The following is a 17,486-nucleotide window of genomic DNA, read 5'->3' on the forward strand; positions in this document are numbered from 1 at the left end:
CGAGGAAATTCCATGCCCGGGATTGGGGGTGGCAACCCTGGCTGGAGGGCCAGGACTCGCCGGCAACGGGTTGACGACCACCAGGCCAGCCAGCGTTCCACCGCTGATGGCGTATCGGGCGATCCGGGGAGGCTGGAGCCTTTCCAGTGGTATCGCGGATGTAACCGGTTTCAAAGCACCTGCAAAAACGCTAAATTAGCCGGCTGTACGCAGTCCCCCTCCCTTTAGCCCTGACCAGTCGAAAATCAGAAGGCGTCGCTCAGCAGTCGCCCGAAGTCGATGAGGAATCAAAATGCCCGAGCATGCTCCCGATAACCCGCGCAGGGACTTCCTGCGCAAAACGCTGACCCTCATACCCGTCGTGACGGTGGCGAGCACCGGACTGAGCCTCGGCTCCAGCCCGCTGAGTGCGGCGCCCGTGCGTGAGCCGCGGGTTCCGGCGACGCCGCCGCCCAGCCAGTACCAGCCAACCTTTTTCACCACTGAAGAGTGGGCATTCCTGCAGGCGGCGGTGTCGCGCATCATCCCGGCCGACGAGCTCGGTCCAGGGGCACTGGAAGCGGGCGCTGCCGAGTTCATCGACCGGCAGATGAATACGCCCTACGCCACGGGTGCCCAGTGGTACATGCAAGGCCCGTTCAAGGCCGACGCCGCCCCGGAGCTGGGCTACCAGTTGCAACTCAGTCCGCAGCAGATCTACCGCCTGGGCATCGCCGCCGCGCAGGCCTGGTGCAAAACCACCACCGGTAAAAATTTTGCCGAGCAAGACAGCGCTACCCGAGACCATGTTCTTCGCCAGATCGAGTCTGGTGAGGCCGTTTTCGAGCCAGTGCCGGCCAAGGTGTTTTTCAGTCTGCTGGTGCAGAACACCCGCGAAGGGTTTTTCTGCGACCCGATTCACGGCGGCAACCGCGGCATGGTCGGCTGGACGCAGATCGGCTTCCCCGGTGCCCGGGCAGATTTCATGGACTGGGTCGAGCGCAACGAGCCTTACCCGTTCCCGGCCGTCTCGATTCGCGGCGAGAGGGCATAAGGCATGGCTAACGCAATGAAAAAGGTCGACGCGGTGATCGTCGGTTTCGGTTGGGCCGGTGCGATCATGGCCAAGGAACTCACCGAGGCCGGGCTGCAGGTGGTGGCGCTGGAGCGCGGACCGATGCAGGACACCTACCCGGAGGGCAGCTACCCGCAGGTCATCGACGAGCTGACCTACAGTGTGCGCAAGAAGCTGTTCGTCGATGTTTCGAAGGAGACGGTGACCATCCGCCACAGCGTCAATGACGTGGCACTGCCCAATCGACAACTGGGCGCCTTCCTGCCGGGCAAGGGCGTCGGCGGGGCGGGGCTGCACTGGTCCGGCGTGCATTTTCGCGTCGACCCGATCGAGCTGCGCCTGCGCAGCCACTACGAGGAACGCTACGGCAAGCGCTTCATTCCCGAAGGCATGACCATCCAGGACTTCGGTGTCAGCTACGAGGAGCTTGAGCCTTATTTCGACTTCGCGGAAAAGGTCTTTGGCACCTCGGGCCAGGCCTGGACCGTCAACGGTCAGGTGGTCGGCGAAGGCAAGGGCGGCAACCCCTATGCGCCGGACCGCTCCAACCCGTTCCCGCTGCCCTCGCAGAAGAACGTGGTGTCGGCCCGGCTGTTCGAGCAGGCGGCGCATAACCTGGGCTACAAGCCGTACAACCTGCCTTCGGCCAACACCTCCGGGCCCTACACCAACCCCTACGGCGCGCAGATGGGGCCGTGCAACTTCTGCGGTTTCTGCAGCGGTTATGTGTGCTACATGTACTCCAAGGCCTCGCCGAACGTGAACATCCTGCCAGCGCTGCGCCAGGTGCCGAACTTCGAGCTGCGCGCCAACGCCCATGTGTTGCGGGTAAACCTCGACGACAGCAAGCGCAAGGCCACCGGCGTGACCTACATCGACGCCCAGGGCCGCGAAATCGAACAGCCGGCGGACCTCGTGATTCTCGCCGCCTTCCAGTTCAACAACGTGCGCCTGATGCTGCTCTCCGGCATCGGCAAACCCTACGACCCGATCAGCAACGAGGGGGTGGTCGGGCGCAACTTCGCCTACCAGAACATGGGCACGGTCAAGGCGTTCTTCGACAAGGACACCTACACCAACAACTTCATCGGTGCTGGCGGCAACGGTATCGCGATCGATGACTTCAACGCGGACAACTTCGACCACGGCCCCCATGGTTTCGTCGGCGGCTCGCCGATGTGGGTGAACCAGGCCGGCAGCCGGCCGATCGCCGGGGTTGCCAACCCGCCGGGTACCCCTGCCTGGGGCAGTGCCTGGAAAAAGGCCACCGCCGACTACTACACCCACCAGGTCTCGATGGACGCCCACGGCGCGCACCAGTCGTACCGCGGCAACTACCTGGACCTGGACCCGACCTACCGCGATGCCTACGGCCAACCCCTGTTGCGCATGACCTTTGACTGGCAGGAAAACGACATCAGGATGAACCGGTTCATGGTCGACAAGCTGAGCAGGATCGCCCAGGCGATGAACCCCAAGTCCATTGCCATCCTCGGCAAGAAGGTCAAGGAGCACTTCAACACGGCCAGCTACCAGACCACCCACCTCAACGGCGGCGCGATCATGGGCACCGACCCGAAGACCAGCGCCCTGAACCGCTACCTGCAGAGCTGGGACGTGCACAACGTGTTCGTCCCTGGGGCCTCGGCGTTTCCCCAGGGCCTGGGGTACAACCCGACCGGCCTGGTGGCGGCGCTGACCTACTGGTCCGCCCGGGCCATTCGCGAGCAGTACCTGAAAAATCCCGGCCCGCTGGTCCAGGCTTGAGGAGCGAGAGAACATGAAGAGACTGTTGATCGCAGCCCTCCTGGTCGGTGCCGGCGCTACGGCCCAGGCTGCCGAAACCGACGTTGCGCTGGTCAAGCGCGGCGAGTACCTGGCCCGTGCCGGCGACTGCGTGGCCTGCCATACCGCCAAGGGCGGCAAGCCTTTTGCCGGCGGCCTGGCGATGCCGACGCCGATCGGCACCGTGTACTCCACCAACATCACCCCGGATGCCAGCGGCATTGGTCACTACAGCTTCGAAGCGTTCGACCAGGCGGTGCGCAAGGGTATCGGCAAGGACGGCAGCACGCTGTACCCGGCCATGCCGTACCCGTCCTACGCCCGCGTCACTGACGAAGACATGCAGGCGCTCTACGCCTACTTCATGAAGGGTGTCGAACCTGTCGCGCAGCCGAACCGGGCCACCGATATTCCCTGGCCGCTGAGCATGCGCTGGCCGCTGGCGATCTGGCGTGGGTTGTTCGCGCCAGAAGCCAAGGCCTGGGTCGCTCCCGCCAACGCCGATCCGGTCGTCAGCCGGGGCGCCTACCTGGTCGAGGGCCTGGGGCATTGTGGTGCCTGCCATACCCCGCGGGCGTTGACCATGCAGGAAAAGGCCCTCAACCCGCAGGACGGCGAGCAGTTCCTGGCCGGCAGCGCGCCACTCGAGGGCTGGATTGCCAAGAACCTGCGGGGTGACCACAAGGATGGCCTGGGCAACTGGAGCGAGGAGCAGTTGGTACAGTTCCTCAAGACCGGTCGCAGTGAGCGCAGCGCGGTGTTCGGCGGCATGAGCGACGTGGTCGAGCACAGCCTGCAGTACCTGACCGATGCCGACCTGACCGCCATCGCCCGCTACCTGAAGACGCTGCCGCCGAGCCGGGCGGATGACGGGCCTCACGTCTATGACAAGCAGGTCGCGGACGCCTTGTGGAAGGGCGATGACAGCCAGCCGGGGGCGTCGATCTATATCGACAACTGCGCGGCCTGCCACCGCACCGACGGCCATGGCTACACCCGGTTCTTCCCGGCGTTGGCCGGCAACCCGGTGCTGCAGACCCAGGACCCGACCTCGCTCATCCACGTGGTGCTGGCCGGTGGCACCGTGCCGGCGACGCACGCGGCGCCATCGACCATCAGCATGCCGGCCTTCGGCTGGCGCCTGAGCGATCAGGAGGTGGCCGAAGTGGTCAGCTTCATCCGCTCCAGTTGGGGCAACCAGGGCGCTGCCGTGACGGCTGCCGACGTGGCCCGGCTGCGCACGCCTGAAACGGCCAGGACCGCGGGCAGCGACACGGGGAACGCCAACCGCTAGCAGGCCACCCGGGCCGGCCGGTGCTCTCTGGCCGGCCCGGGTTCTGCGCGGTGCTGCCGGGAGGGGCCGGCGAAGGCGGGCGGCTTGTGGACGTCGAATGTTTGTTAACATCCGACGAACGGTAGATGACGTTTGGAGCCAGTTTTGATGTATTGAAACCGGTTTCATTCATCGTCTCGGACCACAATCACAAGAGCCCTTCGATGACGGATTTTCCTTCCAGCTCGCGCGAGCGAGTCACCATCAGCCAGGTCGCGCGCGCCGCGGGTGTGTCGAAAGCGACCGTTTCCCGCTACATCGGCGGCGATCGTCAGTTGCTGGCCGAAGCGACCGCACAACGCCTCGCAGACGTCATCCAGCAACTGGGCTACCGCCCCAACCAGATGGCCCGGGGGCTCAAGCGTGGTCAGACGCGGTTGATCGGCATGCTGGTGGCCGACATCCTCAATCCCTATTCGGTCGCGGTCATGCGCGGCGTCGAGAAAGCCTGCCGACAGCATGGCTACACCCTGCTGCTGTGCAACACCAACCGCGACGACGAGCAGGAGCGCCATCACCTGCAGATGCTGCAGTCGTACAACATCGAAGGCCTGATCGTGAACACCCTCGGGCACCATCGGGGTGAACTGGTCGAGCTGCAGCGGGACGTGCCCATGGTGCTGATCGACCGCCAGTTGCCGGAGCTGAATGTCGACATGGTCGGCCTGGACAATGCCGATGCGGTCGAGCAGGCCCTGGATCACCTGCAGGCTTGCGGTTATCGCGACATCCTGGCGGTGACCGAACCCCTCGATGGCACCAGCTCGCGCCTGGAGCGGGTGCGGGCCTTTAGCGCATCCCTTCAGCGCCGTGCGGGCATTCGCCAGCAGATCCTCGAGATCAGCGCGGAACTCGAGGCGGACCTGGCCAGGTTCCTCGGCTCGAACGGCCACGGCCCACAGGCCATTTTCACTTGCAACGGCGTGGCCACCCTGGCCGTCACGCGTGCCCTGCACAGCAGGGGCTGCCGCCTGTTCGACGACGTCGGCCTGCTGGCGCTGGACGAGCTGGACTGGTACCCGCTGGTGGGCAGCGGCATCACCGCCCTGGCCCAGCCGACCGAGGCGATTGGCGTGACGGCGTTCGAATGCCTGCTCGCGCGCCTGCGGGGAGAAGGCGACGCGCCGAAGCGAATCGACCTCAAGGCTGAACTGATCGTTCGAGGATCCACCCACCTGAGTATGTGAGCGGTTGCGCAGGGGGTTGCCTGCCGACCAAAAATGAAACCGGTTTCAAAGGATCACAACAATGCGCTTGAACCCCGTTTCCATCAGTCTCTCCAGCTATGGTGCCGACTTCGTTCGGCAGTCCGGCCAGGAGAGTTTTCTTGAGTTGCTGGCGGCTGCCGGTGTGGCGCGTGTCGAGCTGCGCGAGGAGCTGTTCGATGGCGTACCGGACACCACGGCCCTGTCCGGCGCGATAGGCGCACTGCAGTTGGAGTGCCTGTTCTCCTCGCCGCTGGAACTGTGGACCGAACAGGGCGAACTCAACCCGCTGCTGTCGCAGAAGCTGGCGTTGGCAAGCCGACTGGGGGCGGTAGCGCTGAAGGTGTCCCTGGGGCATTACCAACCCCGTTGCGATGTCTCGGCCTTGCGCGGGCTGGTGTCTCGGGACGTCCCCAGGCTGCTGGTGGAAAATGACCAGACCCCGCAAGGCGGGCGGATCGCGGCGCTGCTGGCGTTCTTCGAACAGGTCGAGGCCCTGGCGCTTCCCGTAGGCATGACCTTCGATATCGGCAACTGGCAGTGGCAGAACGAGTCGGCGACCCAGGCCGCCCGGCAGCTCGGTCGCTGGGTGCGCTATGTGCACTGCAAGGCGGTGGAGCGCCAACCCACCGGGCGCCTGGTCGCCGTAAGGCCGCGTGCGGCGGACCTGATGGCCTGGGATGCGCTGCTGGGCGAATTCACCCCCGGCGTCGTGCGGGCCGTGGAGTACCCCCTGGTGGGCGATGACCTGTTGGCGGTCACACGGGCCCAGGTCGACAACCTGGCCCGGCTCGGGCTGGTGGCGGAGGTCAGCCATGTTTGAACACGATGTGCTGTGCTTCGGGGAAACCATGGCGATGTTCGTTGCGGACCAGCCTGGCGATCTGGCCCATGTCAGCCAGTTCAGCAAACGGATCGCGGGGGCGGACAGCAATGTCGCCATCGGCCTGGCCCGGCTGGGTTTCAAGGTGCGCTGGCTGAGCCGCGTCGGTGACGATTCGCTGGGGCGTTTCGTCATCGACAGCCTGCGCCAGGAAGGCCTGGACTGTGAAGGTGTCGAGATCGATCCGCGTTACGCCACCGGCTTCCAGCTCAAGGAGCGCCGCGACGATGGCCGCGACCCGAGCGTGGAGTACTTCCGGCGCAACTCGGCGGCCAGCCACCTGTCGCCGGCGATGATCGCCGGGCAACGGTTCCAGGTGCGGCATCTGCATGCCACCGGTATTCCCCTGGCGCTGTCACCGACCTGCCGGGCGCTCTCCCATGCCCTGGTGGAGGCCATGCGTGAAGCCGGTCGGAGCATCTCCTTCGACCCGAACCTGCGTCCGTCCCTGTGGCCGGACACCGCCACCATGGTGCGTGAAGTCAACGCCCTGGCGCTGAAGGCCGACTGGCTGCTGCCGGGGCTGGAGGAAGGGCGCCTGCTGACCGGGCAGCGCGAACCTGCCGACATCGCGGCGTTCTACCTGGATAGAGGCGCGCAAGGGGTGGTGATCAAGCTGGGAGAGCAGGGCGCCTACTTCCGTACGCTGCGCGATGAGGGACAGGTCGCCGCCGTGCCGGTGCCGCAGGTGGTGGACACGGTCGGTGCCGGCGATGCATTTGCCGTCGGCGTGCTCAGTGGCCTGCTCGAAGGGCTGGAGCTGCCGATGGCGGTTGCGCGTGGCAACTGGTGCGGCAGCCGCGCCGTCCAGTTCCGCGGAGACATGGAGGGCCTGCCCTTGCGGCATGAACTCGAGGATCGGGACAAGCGCCGGAGCGCTTGAGCCATTCCGACCGGATTGCCGAAACCTGTTGCGACAACAATAACAAGCTCAGGAGAGTGAATCATGCAAACGACAAGCCTCGCCCGTCGCCGTTGGTGGTACATCATCCCCATCGTCTTCATCACCTACAGCCTGGCCTACCTGGACCGTGCCAACTACGGCTTCGCCGCTGCCTCGGGCATGGCCGAAGACCTCCACATCACCCCGGCGCTGTCGTCGCTGCTGGGGGCGCTGTTTTTCCTCGGCTACTTCTTCTTCCAGGTGCCGGGGGCCATCTACGCCGAAAAACGCAGCGTGAAGAAACTGATCTTCGTCAGCCTCATCCTCTGGGGTGGCCTGGCGACCCTCACCGGCATGGTCAGCAACGTCTACATGCTGGTCGCCATCCGCTTCCTGCTGGGGGTGGTGGAGGCGGCGGTGATGCCGGCCATGCTGGTGTACCTGTGCCACTGGTTCACGCGGGCGGAACGCTCGCGGGCCAACACCTTCCTGATCCTCGGCAACCCGGCCACCATCCTCTGGATGTCGGTGGTGTCCGGCTATCTCATCCAGCACTTCGACTGGCGCTGGATGTTCATCATCGAAGGCTTGCCCGCGGTGATCTGGGCCTTGCTCTGGTGGCGCCTGGTGGACGACCGGCCGGCCCAGGCCCGTTGGCTGAGCGAGGCGGACAAGGCGAATCTGCAGGCGGCGCTGGCGGCCGAGCAGCAGGGCATCCGGCCGGTGAAAAATTACCGTGAGGCCTTCCGCACCCCGCAGGTGATCGTCCTGTCGCTGCAGTATTTCTGCTGGAGCATTGGCGTGTACGGCTTCGTGCTCTGGCTGCCGTCCATTCTCAAGCAGGCGGCCAAGGTCGACATCGTCCAGGCCGGCTGGCTGTCGGCGGTGCCCTACCTGGCGGCGGTGCTGGCGATGATCGGCGTCTCCTGGGCCTCCGATCGCCTGCAGAAGCGCAAGCGCTTCGTCTGGCCGCCGCTGCTGATCGCCGCGCTGGCGTTCTATGGTTCCTACGCGCTGGGTACCGAGCACTTCTGGCTGTCCTACGCGCTGCTGGTGGTCGCCGGGGCCTGCATGTACGCCCCCTATGGTCCGTTCTTCGCCATCGTGCCGGAGATCCTGCCCAGCAACGTCGCCGGTGGCGCCATGGCGCTGATCAACAGCATGGGCGCGCTGGGTTCCTTTGGCGGGTCGTGGCTGGTGGGCTACCTCAACGGGGTCACCGGCGGGCCGGGGGCCTCCTACCTGTTCATGTGTGGCGCGCTGCTGACCGCCGTGGTGCTGACGGCCGTGCTCAACCCCGCGCAGACGCGGCGCCGTGGTGCCCGTCTCGCCGTGACACTCTAGGGAATACTGCAATGAAGAAGAGAATCGTGCTGTACAAGCGGCTGTCTGACGATCTGATGGCGCGTTTGCAGGAGCAGGTCGAAGTGACCTGGGTCGACATCGCCCAGCCCGATGGGCTGGCGCGCTTGCGCGATGCCTTGCCCGGGGCCCGGGGCCTGCTCGGCGCCAGCCTGCGGATCGATGGCAGCCTGCTGGACCTGGCGCCCCAGCTGGAGGTGATTTCCAGCGTGTCGGTGGGCGTGGACAACTATGACCTGGCCGAGCTGAGCCGTCGTCGCGTGTTGTTGACCAATACCCCGGATGTGCTGACCGAAACGACCGCCGATACCGGCTTCGCCCTGATCCTGGCCAGCGCCCGCCGGGTCGTCGAACTGGCCGGCTGGGTGCGTGACGGCCATTGGCGGGCGAGCCTGGGGCCGGCCCAGTTTGGCAGCGATGTACATGGCAAGACGCTGGGTATCGTCGGCATGGGACGCATCGGCGAGGCACTGGCCAGGCGCGGCGCGGCGGGCTTCGGCATGCGCGTGCTGTACCACAGTCGAGGCGCCAGGCCCGAGGTGGAGGCCCGTTACGCAGCGCGTCATTGCAGCCTCGATGAGCTGTTGCGTCAGGCGGATTTCGTCTGCCTGACCGTGCCCTTGAATGCCGAAACCCAGGGCCTGATCGGTCGACGTGAACTCGCCCTGATGAAGCCCGAAGCGATCCTGGTGAACATCGCGCGTGGCCGCGTGGTGGATGAAGCCGCACTCATCGACGCCCTGCGCGAGCGGCGCATTCGCGGGGCGGGCCTGGACGTGTTCAGCCAGGAGCCCCTTGCGCCGGATTCGCCCCTGCTCGGCCTGGATAACGTCGTGGCGACGCCGCACATCGGCTCCGCCACCCAGGAGACGCGCGAGGCGATGGCCCGCTGTGCGGTGGAGAACCTGCTGCAGGCACTGGCCGGGAAACGCCCGGCCAACCTGGTCAACGAAGGCGCCTGGGACGCCCTCACGCCTCGATAGGCGCGTGCTGGCGAAGCTGGCCCAGCAAGGCCTGCAACGGATGCAGCACCACTTTACCGGCCTGGCGCTTGACCTGGCTGCGGCAGGAATAGCCATCGGCGAGCAGGCGGCCGCTGGGCTGGTAGCGCTCCACCAGGGGTTGCCAGGACTGCGAGTAGATGACCTGCGAGGTCTGCGCGTTGCGGGTTTCATGCCCATAGGTGCCGGACATGCCGCAGCAGCCGCTGGCCAGCACCTGCAACTTCAGGCCGAAGCCGTCGAAGACCTTCTTCCACTGCTCGACGCTCGCCGGCTCGTTGGTCCGCTCGGTGCAGTGCGGCAGGAAGTGGAAGGTCTCTGGCGCCTGCGGTTTTTCCAACTGCGGCAGGGCGGTCGCCAGCCACTCCTGGGCCAGCACCACGCGCGGCGCGGCATCCTGCTCCAGGGTCTTGGCGTATTCCTGGCGATACACCAGGGTCATCGCCGGGTCGAGTCCCACCAGCGGGATGCCGTAGGCTTCGAGTGCCTTCAGGCCCTTGGCGTTGTGGCTCGCGGCCTTCTTGAACGCACCGAGGAAGCCCTGCACCTGCAGTGGCTTGCCGTTGGGGGCGAACGGCGCCAGGTAAAGGGTGTAGCCCAGGCGGGCGATCAGCTCGATCCACTCGGCCGCCAGCGAGGTTTCGAAGTAGCGGGTGAAGGCGTCCTGAACGATGATCACGCTGCGCTGGCGCTGCTCTTCGCTCAGTTGCGACAGCTTGTGCGCCGTCGCCACCTGCACGTTCCAGCGCGCGCAGACCTGGTGGAAATCCATCAGGCTCAGCAGCGGACTGTCGACCATGCCGACCAGGTGTTCGAGCAGAAACTTCACCGGCCGCGCATTCATCATCGCGTTGTACAGCCGCGGGAAGCGGGCGATATAGGGAATGCTGTACTCCAGCGAGCCGACCACGTAGTCCTTCAGCGGCCGCAGGTAGCGCTGGTGGTAGAGCTCGAGGAAACGCGAGCGGAAGTCCGGCACGTTGACCTTCACCGGGCACTGGCCCGCGCAGGACTTGCACGCCAGGCAGCCGGCCATCGCCTCGTACACCTCATGGGAGAAATCTTGCTCGCCCAGGCGCTTGCCCAGGCTATTGCGCACCTTGGCCAGCAGGTTGCCGACGCTGAAGCGGGTGGCGACGCTGCCCAGTAGGTCGACGCCCTGGGCGCCCTGCAGGCGCAGCCACTCGCGTACCAGCGAGGCACGGCCCTTGGGCGAGTGAATGCGGTTGCGCGTGGCTTTCCAGGACGGGCACATCGCATCGTCGGGATCGAAGTTGTAGCAGGCGCCGTTGCCGTTGCAGTGGACGGCGCTCTGGTAGCTCTGCCAGACCCGCTCGTCGATCTGCCGGTCGAGTTCGCCGCGCAGGACCACGCCATCGACCTTGGTCAGGCTGGCGTCGCTGATGCTCGAAGGCGTGGCGATCTTGCCCGGGTTGAGCTGGTTGAACGGGTCGAACGCCGCCTTGATCGCCTGCAGCGACGGGTACAGCGGGCCGAAGTAGGCCGGCGAGTACTCCGAGCGCAGGCCCTTGCCATGCTCGCCCCACAGCAGTCCGCCGTATTTGCGGGTGAGGGCGGCCACGCCATCGGAAACCGGGCGGATCAGTGCCGCCTGGCGCGGGTCCTTCATGTCGAGGATCGGCCGCACGTGCAGCACGCCGGCGTCGACGTGGCCGAACATGCCGTATTCGAGCTGGTGCGAGTCGAGCAGGGCGCGGAACTCGGCGATGAAGTCGGCGAGGTTTTCCGGCGGCACGGCGGTGTCTTCGACGAACGGCTGCGGACGGGCTTCGCCCTGGACATTGCCGAGCAGGCCCACGGAGCGCTTGCGCATGGTGTAGACGCGCTTCACGGCCTCGCTGCCGACGGCCAGGGTGTGGCCCAGGCGCACCACGCTGGTGTCGGTTTTCAGGTGTTCGATGAAGTCATGGACCTGTCGTTCCAGGTTCTGCTGGTCGTCGCCGCTGAATTCGATCAGGTTGATGCCCAGGGTCTGCTGGCCGGGGACCGGTGGGAAGTACTCGGCCACGCCGTGCCAGACGATGTCCTGCATCGCCAGCTTCAGCACCTTGGAGTCCACGGTCTCGATGGACAGCGGCTTGAGCGCCATCAGCGCCTTGGCGTCACGCAGGGCATCCATGAAGCCGGCGTATTGCACGTTCACCAGGATGCTGTGGCGCGGGATCGGCAGCACATTGAGCCTGGCTTCGATGATGAAGCCCAGCGAACCCTCGGAGCCGCAGAGGATGCTGTTGAGGTTGAAGCCGCCGTCCTCCTCGCGCAGGTGGGCGAGGTCGTAGCCGGTCAGGCAGCGGTTGAGCGGCGGAAAGGTGTCCCTGATCAGTTGCGCCTGCCGGTCGGCGATATCGCGGGCGCAGCGATAGACACTGCCGACCAGGTCCTGCCGGGCCGCCTCGCGGTCGGCCTGTTCGGCGGCCAGGGGTTGGCTGTCCAGGCGCTGGCCCCCCAGCAGGATGGTGGACAGGGCAAGCACGTGATCGCGGGTCTTGCCGTAGGTGCAACTGCCCTGGCCGCTGGCGTCGGTGTTGATCATCCCGCCGATGGTCGCCCGGTTCGAGGTCGACAGCTCGGGGGCGAAGAACAGGCCGTGGGGCTTGAGGGCGGCGTTCAGCTGGTCCTTGACCACGCCGCTCTGCACCCGCACCCAGCGCTCCTCGACGTTGATCTCGAGAATGCCGTTCAGGTGCCGGGAGAGGTCGACCACGATGCCGTCGGTGAGCGACTGGCCGTTGGTGCCGGTGCCGCCGCCGCGGGGGGTGAGCACCACGGCGCGGTGCTGCGGCTGGGCGGCGAGTTTCGCCACCCGCTCGACATCCGCGTAGGTTTTCGGGAACACCGCCGCCTGGGGCAGGCGCTGGTAGATCGAGTTGTCGGTCGCCAGCACCGCCCGGGAGCCCAGGTCGCCGGCGATTTCCCCCTCGAAGCCTTCGCTGGCCAGTTGTTTCAGGAAGCGGTCGTAGGCGTCGGTCTGACCGTGGGAGGGGGCGAGGCGGGCGATCATTCGTGGCGGTTCCTGCAGGCTGATTCGTTTTTATATTCGCTTAACGTATGCTCAAGGCTGAGCCAGCGTCAGGGCGAAACGGTATAGTTTCGATTATTCGCGGATGGCACGCTGCTGACAAACGTAAAACACGCAGCCTTTGCATGAGCTTTATGAATGAACCCAAGACGCCTCACTCCCTCCATGTCGGTGCTCGTGGCCTTCGAAGCAGCGGCCCGCCACGGCAGCTTCACCAAGGCGGCCGATGAGCTGCTGCTGACCCAGAGCGCAGTCAGCCGGCAGGTGCAGGCGCTGGAGACGCTGCTGGGGGTCGAACTGTTCCTGCGTGACGGCCGGCGCATCGAGCTGACGGCGGCGGGGGCGCTGTACCAGCATGAGCTGTCGGCGGCCCTGGGGCGGATTCGCAGCGCGACCCTGAAGACCATCGCCTTTCGTTCCCAGGAAGGCGTGCTGCACCTGGGCGTGCTGCCGACGTTCGGCTCCAAGTGGCTGCTGCCGCGGATGAATGACTTCTACACCCGGCATCCGGACATCGTCGTGCACATCCATTCGCGGATCATCCAGGCCGACCTGGCCAGTGCCGCCGGCGAGATGAACGCGATCATCTACGCCGGTTCCGGCTCCTGGCCGGGGTTCATGTCGCACAAGCTGCTCACCGAGGAACTGGTGGTCGTCGCCAGTCCTTCGGCCCTGCCCGAATACCGCACGACGACGCCGGCCGAGATCGCCACCAGCCATTCGCTGCTCAATGTCGTGTCCCGGCCCAATGCCTGGTCGGACTGGTTCGAGCACAACGGCCTGGATCATCGCCTGATGCGCCCGGGGCCCGGCTTCGAACTCACCAGCCACCTCATCCAGGCGGCGGTCGCCGGTATCGGCATCGGCCTGGTGCCGCAGGTGCTGGTGCAGGACGAGATCCGCGCGGGCAGCCTGGTCGTGCTGTTCGAGCCCATGGAAAGCGGCAGGAGTTATTACCTGGCGTATGCCAACCGCTACCAGAACCTGCCTTCGCTGGTCGCCTTCAGCGAGTGGCTGCTGAGCCTGCCGTTTCCCGAAGGGGCGGGCTGAACTGACGGCCGCCCGCCTCGACAGCGCGCCATGGCCGGTAGCCGTTCGACATCCCGGCGGGCACCCACCGTGGACGATGGCTACAGGGCGTCCAGGCTCAGCAGTTGCCCGTCGAACTCGGCCATGGCATCGAGCAGCGCCTCCCTGAAGTACGCCAGCGAGGCGCGGTCGCAGAGGATCTGGAAGGTCGGCTCGGCGCTGCCGCCGAGGTTGACCACGATCACGTTGATCCGCGCCGCCGAGGTCTGGGCCACGGCGCCGGGGGCGAAGGCCTGGGCGCGCAGGTCGACGCCGCATAGCTTGGCCATGACCTCGGCGCTGCACACGCCACTCAACTGCAGCCAGGCATGACTGTCCTGGCGTGGCAGCAGGTAGTTGGCGCTGCGGTCCAGTACCCAGCGCGCTTCCTCGTCGGCGATGCGCGCGCCGCGGTCGGCCAGGCTGCCGAGAAGCAGGTACTCGCTCTGCGACAGGCGCGCCACATGGCTGCCGTCGGCCTGGGTGACGGCGCGGTTGGGCGCCTCGGGCAGGCTGAAGCCGCGGGCCTGCAGGTAGGCGGCGCTGTGCGGGCCGCGAAAGCCGACCCGTGGCAGGTCGGTGAGGTCGATCAGGGCACATTGTTGCAAGGCGCCCTCGGCCAGTCGGGCCGGCGTGAGGGGACGTTCGCTGATGAGGGTGGACATGTCAGAGCTCCTGGCGCTGGTTTTCAGGGTCGAAGAACGGCAGCTTCACCACCGTGGCCTGGACGATCACGCCGCCCTCGACCCGGATCGGAATCTGCTGCCCCGGCGTGGCCTGGTCGAAGGCGGCATAGGCCAGGCCGATGATCCGGTCGAGGGTTTGCGAGTACTCGCAGGAGGTGACGTTGCCGCTGATGTCCGGGCCCTTGAGCACCAGGTGGCCCTCCAGCGGTTGCGGGCTGGTCCTGGGCAGGGTGAAACCGACCAGCTTGCGCTTCTGCGGCTGGGCCTCGAGGATGTCGATCGAGCGGCGGCCGACGAAGAACGGCTTGCTGCGGCTGACCGCCCAGCCCATGTCGATCTCGGCCGGGTGGGTCATGCCGTCGGTGTCCTGGCTGATGATCACGTGGCCTTTTTCCAGGCGCAGCAGGCGCTGGGTCTCGACGCCGAACGGGCGGATGTCATGGGCCTTGCCGGCCGCCATCAGCGCGTCCCACAGTTGCAGCGCATGGCGCGCCGGAACGTGGATTTCATAACCCAGCTCACCGACGAAGCCGACCCGTAGCAGGCGCGCCTTGATCCCGGCCACGGTGCCCTGGCGCACCGCCAGGTAGGGAAAGCCTTCGGCCGACAGGTCGAGGTCGCTGCAGACTTTCTCCAGTACCTTGCGCGAGTCCGGTCCGGCGACGTTGACTGCGGCAATCGCCGCGGTGACGTTGGCGATATCGACATCCAGCCGCCACTGGGCATTCCACTTGAGCATCTGCTGGTAGATGCGGTCCACGCCGCTGGTGGTGGCGGTCACGTAGAAGTGGTGGTCGGCGAAGCGCGCGCAGACACCATCATCGATCACCACACCCTGTTCATTGGTCATCAGCGCATAGCGCGAACGCCCCACCGGCTGCTTGAGAAAGGCGAAGGTGTACATGCGGTTGAGCAGTTCGGCGGCGTCCGGACCCCGCACGTCCAGGCCGCCCAGGGTCGAGACGTCGATGATGCCGACCTTGTGCCGCACGTGTTGCGCCTCGGCCTGCATGCAGGCATCACGCTGGCCGGGCTTGCCGTAGTAGGCCGGGCGCTGCCAGATCCCGGCGGGCATCATCTTCGCCCCGGCCTCGAGGTGGCGCCGATGCATCGGCGTCTGCCGGTACGGGTCGAAGGCACGGCCGGCGACGTGGGCCAGCTTTTCCGCCTCGAACGGCGGCCGGGCGGTGGTCACGCCGGTCTCGCTGACGCTGCGCCGGGTCGACGAGGCCACCAGTCGCGCGGTCGGCAGGGCCGAATGGCGGCCCTGGGACGGGCCCATGCCGACTGTGGAGAAACGCTTGACCAGTTGCACGTCGCGGTAGCCGAGGCGGGTGGCATTGACGATGTCGCGGACCTGCAGGTCTTCATCGAAATCGACGAAATCCTTGCCCTTGGGGTGCGGGAAGATCGGCCAGGGGAAGTTGACCGGGGCTTCGGCACGCAGCGGCAAGGGCTTGGCGACAAGTTCCAGGTTCAGCGCGGTGACGATCTGCGCCGCCGCGTCGATGGCATCGGCCAGCACGTTGTCCAGGGCGTGGTAGCCATGGGCCGAGCCGGCGACGCGAAGGTTCTGCGGCAGGCCGCTGAGGGTGAACTCCGCCAACGGGTCGTCGTAGGCCAGCTTGCCACCCGCCTGGCACAACAGCTGGTAGACCGGCATGTAGCCGCCGGACATGCACAGCAGGTCGCAGTCCAGGATCAACCCCTGCTGGGCGACCTGGCCTTGCCCGGTGATCGCGCGGATGTCGACGCCGCTGACATGGCGCAGACCCTTTTCGTGCAGGGCTTCGTACACGGTGCTGCCGGAGTGGCAGGGGATGCCGCGTTTTTCCAGTTCCAGCAGCAGCTCGCGGTTGGCCGGATGAGGGCGCATGTCGACCAGGGCGGCGACCTCGACCCCCTGGTCATCCAGGTCCAGCGCGGCGAGGTAGCCGTCGTCGTTGCCGGTCAGGACCACGGCGCGCTGGCCCGGCTTGACCGCATAGAGCTTCATCAACCGTTGCGCGGCGCTGCTGAGCATCACCCCGGGCAGGTCGTTGTTGCGAAAGATCACCGGCTGGTCGAACGAGCCGCTGGTGACCAGGCATTGGGTGGCGCGGACCTTGTACATCCGCTTGCCCTGGATCACCGGCAGGTAGTTGTCGGTGAACCAGGCGTTGCAGGTGGCCTGCTTCAGCACGCGGATATTGGCGTGGCCTTGCACCGCATCGACCAGCTCCTGGCGCAGGCTGTCGGCACGCCGGCCTTCGAGGTCGAAGCGGGCGTAGGTCAGTGAACCCCCCAGGATCGGCTGCTGCTCGACCAGCAGCACCTTGGCCCCGGCATTCGCCGCGGTCAACGCCGCCTGCAGGCCGGCCGGGCCGGCCCCGATCACCGCCAGGTCGGTGAACAGGTAGGCCTTGTCGTAGTACTCGGGCTGGAAGCTCTGGTCGAGCACGCCCAGGCCGGCCTTTTTGCGGATGATCGGCTCCCACAGCTTCCAGGCGCCCCGGGGCTTGTAGAACGAGCGGTAGTAGAAACCCACCGGCATGAACCTGGAGAACTTGCCGAGGTAGGCATCCCGGTCATGGTCCAGCGAACCGCTGAAGTTCTGCCCGGTCACCTGCACGCCGCTTTCCAGCAACTGGGTATCGGCCAGCACGTTGGGTTCGCGCGGCAGTTGCACCAGGGTGTTGGCGTCCTGTCCCGCCATGGTCAGCGGGCCGCGCGGGCGGTGGTACTTGAACGAGCGCGAGAGCAGGAAGCGGCCATTGGCGAGCAGGGCACTGGCGATGCTGTCACCGGCAAAGCCCTGGTAGGGCTTGCCATCGAAACTGAAATCGAGGGGCTGGCTGCGGTCGATCAGCAGGCCCATGGGTACGGGGAGGCGGTTCATCGCACGGTCTCCTGGGTGTTCGCGGCTGTGAATTCAACGCGGCTGTCGAACAGTTCCCGCGGGTCGAAGGTGCGCAGGATCTCGTCGCTGCCGGTGTGACGCTCGGCCAGGAACCAGTAGCTGGACGGGTTGTGCAGCCACCATTCGCGGACCACGCCGAGGGTGTCTTCGCTGTTGAACACGTAGTCGGCCCATTCGGCATCGCTGCAGGTCTGCGGATCGGGCATCCGCTTGAATTCGCCGCCGTAGGTGAACTCGCTGATATTGCGCGGCCCGTTGAGCGGGCAATTCATCACTTTCATGTGCCG

General features: G+C 66.2%; 13 protein-coding genes. 9 read left to right on the forward strand and 4 right to left on the reverse strand.

Features of this window, described 5'->3' with window-relative positions; genetic code table 11:
• Positions 1 to 292: 292 nt before the first annotated feature.
• The 8 genes from ACMGT0_RS11650 (at position 293) to ACMGT0_RS11685 (ending at position 9,488) form a co-directional block, all read left to right on the forward strand.
• Positions 293 to 1,033: a gluconate 2-dehydrogenase subunit 3 family protein gene (locus ACMGT0_RS11650; RefSeq protein ID WP_054056574.1), complete on the forward strand. Its 741-nt coding sequence runs from the start codon at positions 293 to 295 to the stop codon at positions 1,031 to 1,033.
• 3 nt (positions 1,034 to 1,036) lie between these two features.
• A complete protein-coding gene (locus ACMGT0_RS11655) occupies positions 1,037 to 2,821 on the forward strand; it encodes a GMC family oxidoreductase (protein ID WP_054056573.1) in 1,785 nt (594 codons plus the stop codon).
• 13 nt (positions 2,822 to 2,834) lie between these two features.
• Positions 2,835 to 4,133: a cytochrome c gene (locus tag ACMGT0_RS11660; RefSeq protein ID WP_054063697.1), complete on the forward strand. Its 1,299-nt coding sequence runs from the start codon at positions 2,835 to 2,837 to the stop codon at positions 4,131 to 4,133.
• Positions 4,134 to 4,336: 203 nt separating this feature from the next.
• Positions 4,337 to 5,359 (forward strand): LacI family DNA-binding transcriptional regulator, encoded by a 1,023-nt coding sequence (locus ACMGT0_RS11665; RefSeq protein WP_416772655.1) that lies wholly within the window; start codon positions 4,337 to 4,339, stop codon positions 5,357 to 5,359.
• Positions 5,360 to 5,420: 61 nt separating this feature from the next.
• A complete protein-coding gene (locus tag ACMGT0_RS11670) occupies positions 5,421 to 6,200 on the forward strand; it encodes a sugar phosphate isomerase/epimerase family protein (protein ID WP_054061481.1) in 780 nt (259 codons plus the stop codon).
• Positions 6,193 to 7,143, forward strand: coding sequence for a sugar kinase (locus ACMGT0_RS11675; RefSeq protein WP_416772657.1), 951 nt, complete (start codon positions 6,193 to 6,195; stop codon positions 7,141 to 7,143). Before ACMGT0_RS11670 ends, ACMGT0_RS11675 begins: the two co-directional genes overlap by 8 nt.
• Positions 7,144 to 7,206: 63 nt before the next feature.
• Positions 7,207 to 8,487 (forward strand): MFS transporter, encoded by a 1,281-nt coding sequence (locus ACMGT0_RS11680; protein WP_054061479.1) that lies wholly within the window; start codon positions 7,207 to 7,209, stop codon positions 8,485 to 8,487.
• Between the two features lie 11 nt (positions 8,488 to 8,498).
• Positions 8,499 to 9,488 carry a 2-hydroxyacid dehydrogenase gene (locus ACMGT0_RS11685; protein ID WP_416772659.1) on the forward strand — a complete coding sequence of 330 codons (990 nt, stop codon included), beginning with the start codon at positions 8,499 to 8,501 and terminating at the stop codon, positions 9,486 to 9,488.
• Here the strand turns inward: ACMGT0_RS11685 and ACMGT0_RS11690 are convergent.
• On the reverse strand, positions 9,475 to 12,528 hold the full coding sequence (locus ACMGT0_RS11690; protein WP_416772661.1) for an FAD-binding and (Fe-S)-binding domain-containing protein: 3,054 nt from the start codon (positions 12,526 to 12,528) through the stop codon (positions 9,475 to 9,477). The two genes, ACMGT0_RS11685 and ACMGT0_RS11690, sit on opposite strands and share 14 nt — an antisense overlap.
• Positions 12,529 to 12,684: 156 nt before the next feature.
• Here ACMGT0_RS11690 and ACMGT0_RS11695 point away from each other — a divergent pair, with 156 nt between their 5' ends.
• Positions 12,685 to 13,596 carry a LysR substrate-binding domain-containing protein gene (locus ACMGT0_RS11695; RefSeq protein ID WP_152973065.1) on the forward strand — a complete coding sequence of 304 codons (912 nt, stop codon included), beginning with the start codon at positions 12,685 to 12,687 and terminating at the stop codon, positions 13,594 to 13,596.
• A gap of 80 nt (positions 13,597 to 13,676) precedes the next feature.
• Here ACMGT0_RS11695 and ACMGT0_RS11700 read toward each other — a convergent pair whose 3' ends face one another.
• From ACMGT0_RS11700 to ACMGT0_RS11710, 3 genes are read right to left on the reverse strand one after another with little or no spacing between them, the layout of a single operon-like run.
• A complete protein-coding gene (locus tag ACMGT0_RS11700; protein ID WP_054063690.1) occupies positions 13,677 to 14,279 on the reverse strand; it encodes a sarcosine oxidase subunit gamma in 603 nt (200 codons plus the stop codon).
• A gap of 1 nt (position 14,280) precedes the next feature.
• Positions 14,281 to 17,178, reverse strand: coding sequence for a 2Fe-2S iron-sulfur cluster-binding protein (locus tag ACMGT0_RS11705; RefSeq protein ID WP_416772663.1), 2,898 nt, complete (start codon positions 17,176 to 17,178; stop codon positions 14,281 to 14,283).
• Positions 17,175 to 17,480, reverse strand: coding sequence for a sarcosine oxidase subunit delta (locus ACMGT0_RS11710; protein WP_054058051.1), 306 nt, complete (start codon positions 17,478 to 17,480; stop codon positions 17,175 to 17,177). The genes ACMGT0_RS11705 and ACMGT0_RS11710 overlap by 4 nt, the downstream gene beginning before the upstream one ends.
• Positions 17,481 to 17,486 lie beyond the last annotated feature (6 nt).

The organism is Pseudomonas sp. RHF3.3-3, from assembly GCF_048069595.1.
In the GTDB taxonomy this organism is placed as follows: Bacteria; Pseudomonadota; Gammaproteobacteria; order Pseudomonadales; family Pseudomonadaceae; genus Aquipseudomonas; species Aquipseudomonas fuscovaginae_B.

Bases quoted from the DNA above. Each gene is read 5' to 3' on its own strand.
- ACMGT0_RS11670 (WP_054061481.1), top strand. From the start codon at position 5,421: ATGCGCTTGAACCCCGTTTCCATCAGTCTCTCCAGCTATGGTGCCGAC.
- ACMGT0_RS11705 (WP_416772663.1), bottom strand. From the start codon at position 17,178: ATGAACCGCCTCCCCGTACCCATGGGCCTGCTGATCGACCGCAGCCAG.
- ACMGT0_RS11690 (WP_416772661.1), bottom strand. From the start codon at position 12,528: ATGATCGCCCGCCTCGCCCCCTCCCACGGTCAGACCGACGCCTACGAC.
- ACMGT0_RS11675 (WP_416772657.1), top strand. From the start codon at position 6,193: ATGTTTGAACACGATGTGCTGTGCTTCGGGGAAACCATGGCGATGTTC.
- ACMGT0_RS11695 (WP_152973065.1), top strand. From the start codon at position 12,685: ATGAACCCAAGACGCCTCACTCCCTCCATGTCGGTGCTCGTGGCCTTC.
- ACMGT0_RS11650 (WP_054056574.1), top strand. From the start codon at position 293: ATGCCCGAGCATGCTCCCGATAACCCGCGCAGGGACTTCCTGCGCAAA.
- ACMGT0_RS11710 (WP_054058051.1), bottom strand. From the start codon at position 17,480: ATGAAAGTGATGAATTGCCCGCTCAACGGGCCGCGCAATATCAGCGAG.
- ACMGT0_RS11700 (WP_054063690.1), bottom strand. From the start codon at position 14,279: ATGTCCACCCTCATCAGCGAACGTCCCCTCACGCCGGCCCGACTGGCC.
- ACMGT0_RS11685 (WP_416772659.1), top strand. From the start codon at position 8,499: ATGAAGAAGAGAATCGTGCTGTACAAGCGGCTGTCTGACGATCTGATG.
- ACMGT0_RS11665 (WP_416772655.1), top strand. From the start codon at position 4,337: ATGACGGATTTTCCTTCCAGCTCGCGCGAGCGAGTCACCATCAGCCAG.
- ACMGT0_RS11680 (WP_054061479.1), top strand. From the start codon at position 7,207: ATGCAAACGACAAGCCTCGCCCGTCGCCGTTGGTGGTACATCATCCCC.
- ACMGT0_RS11660 (WP_054063697.1), top strand. From the start codon at position 2,835: ATGAAGAGACTGTTGATCGCAGCCCTCCTGGTCGGTGCCGGCGCTACG.
- ACMGT0_RS11655 (WP_054056573.1), top strand. From the start codon at position 1,037: ATGGCTAACGCAATGAAAAAGGTCGACGCGGTGATCGTCGGTTTCGGT.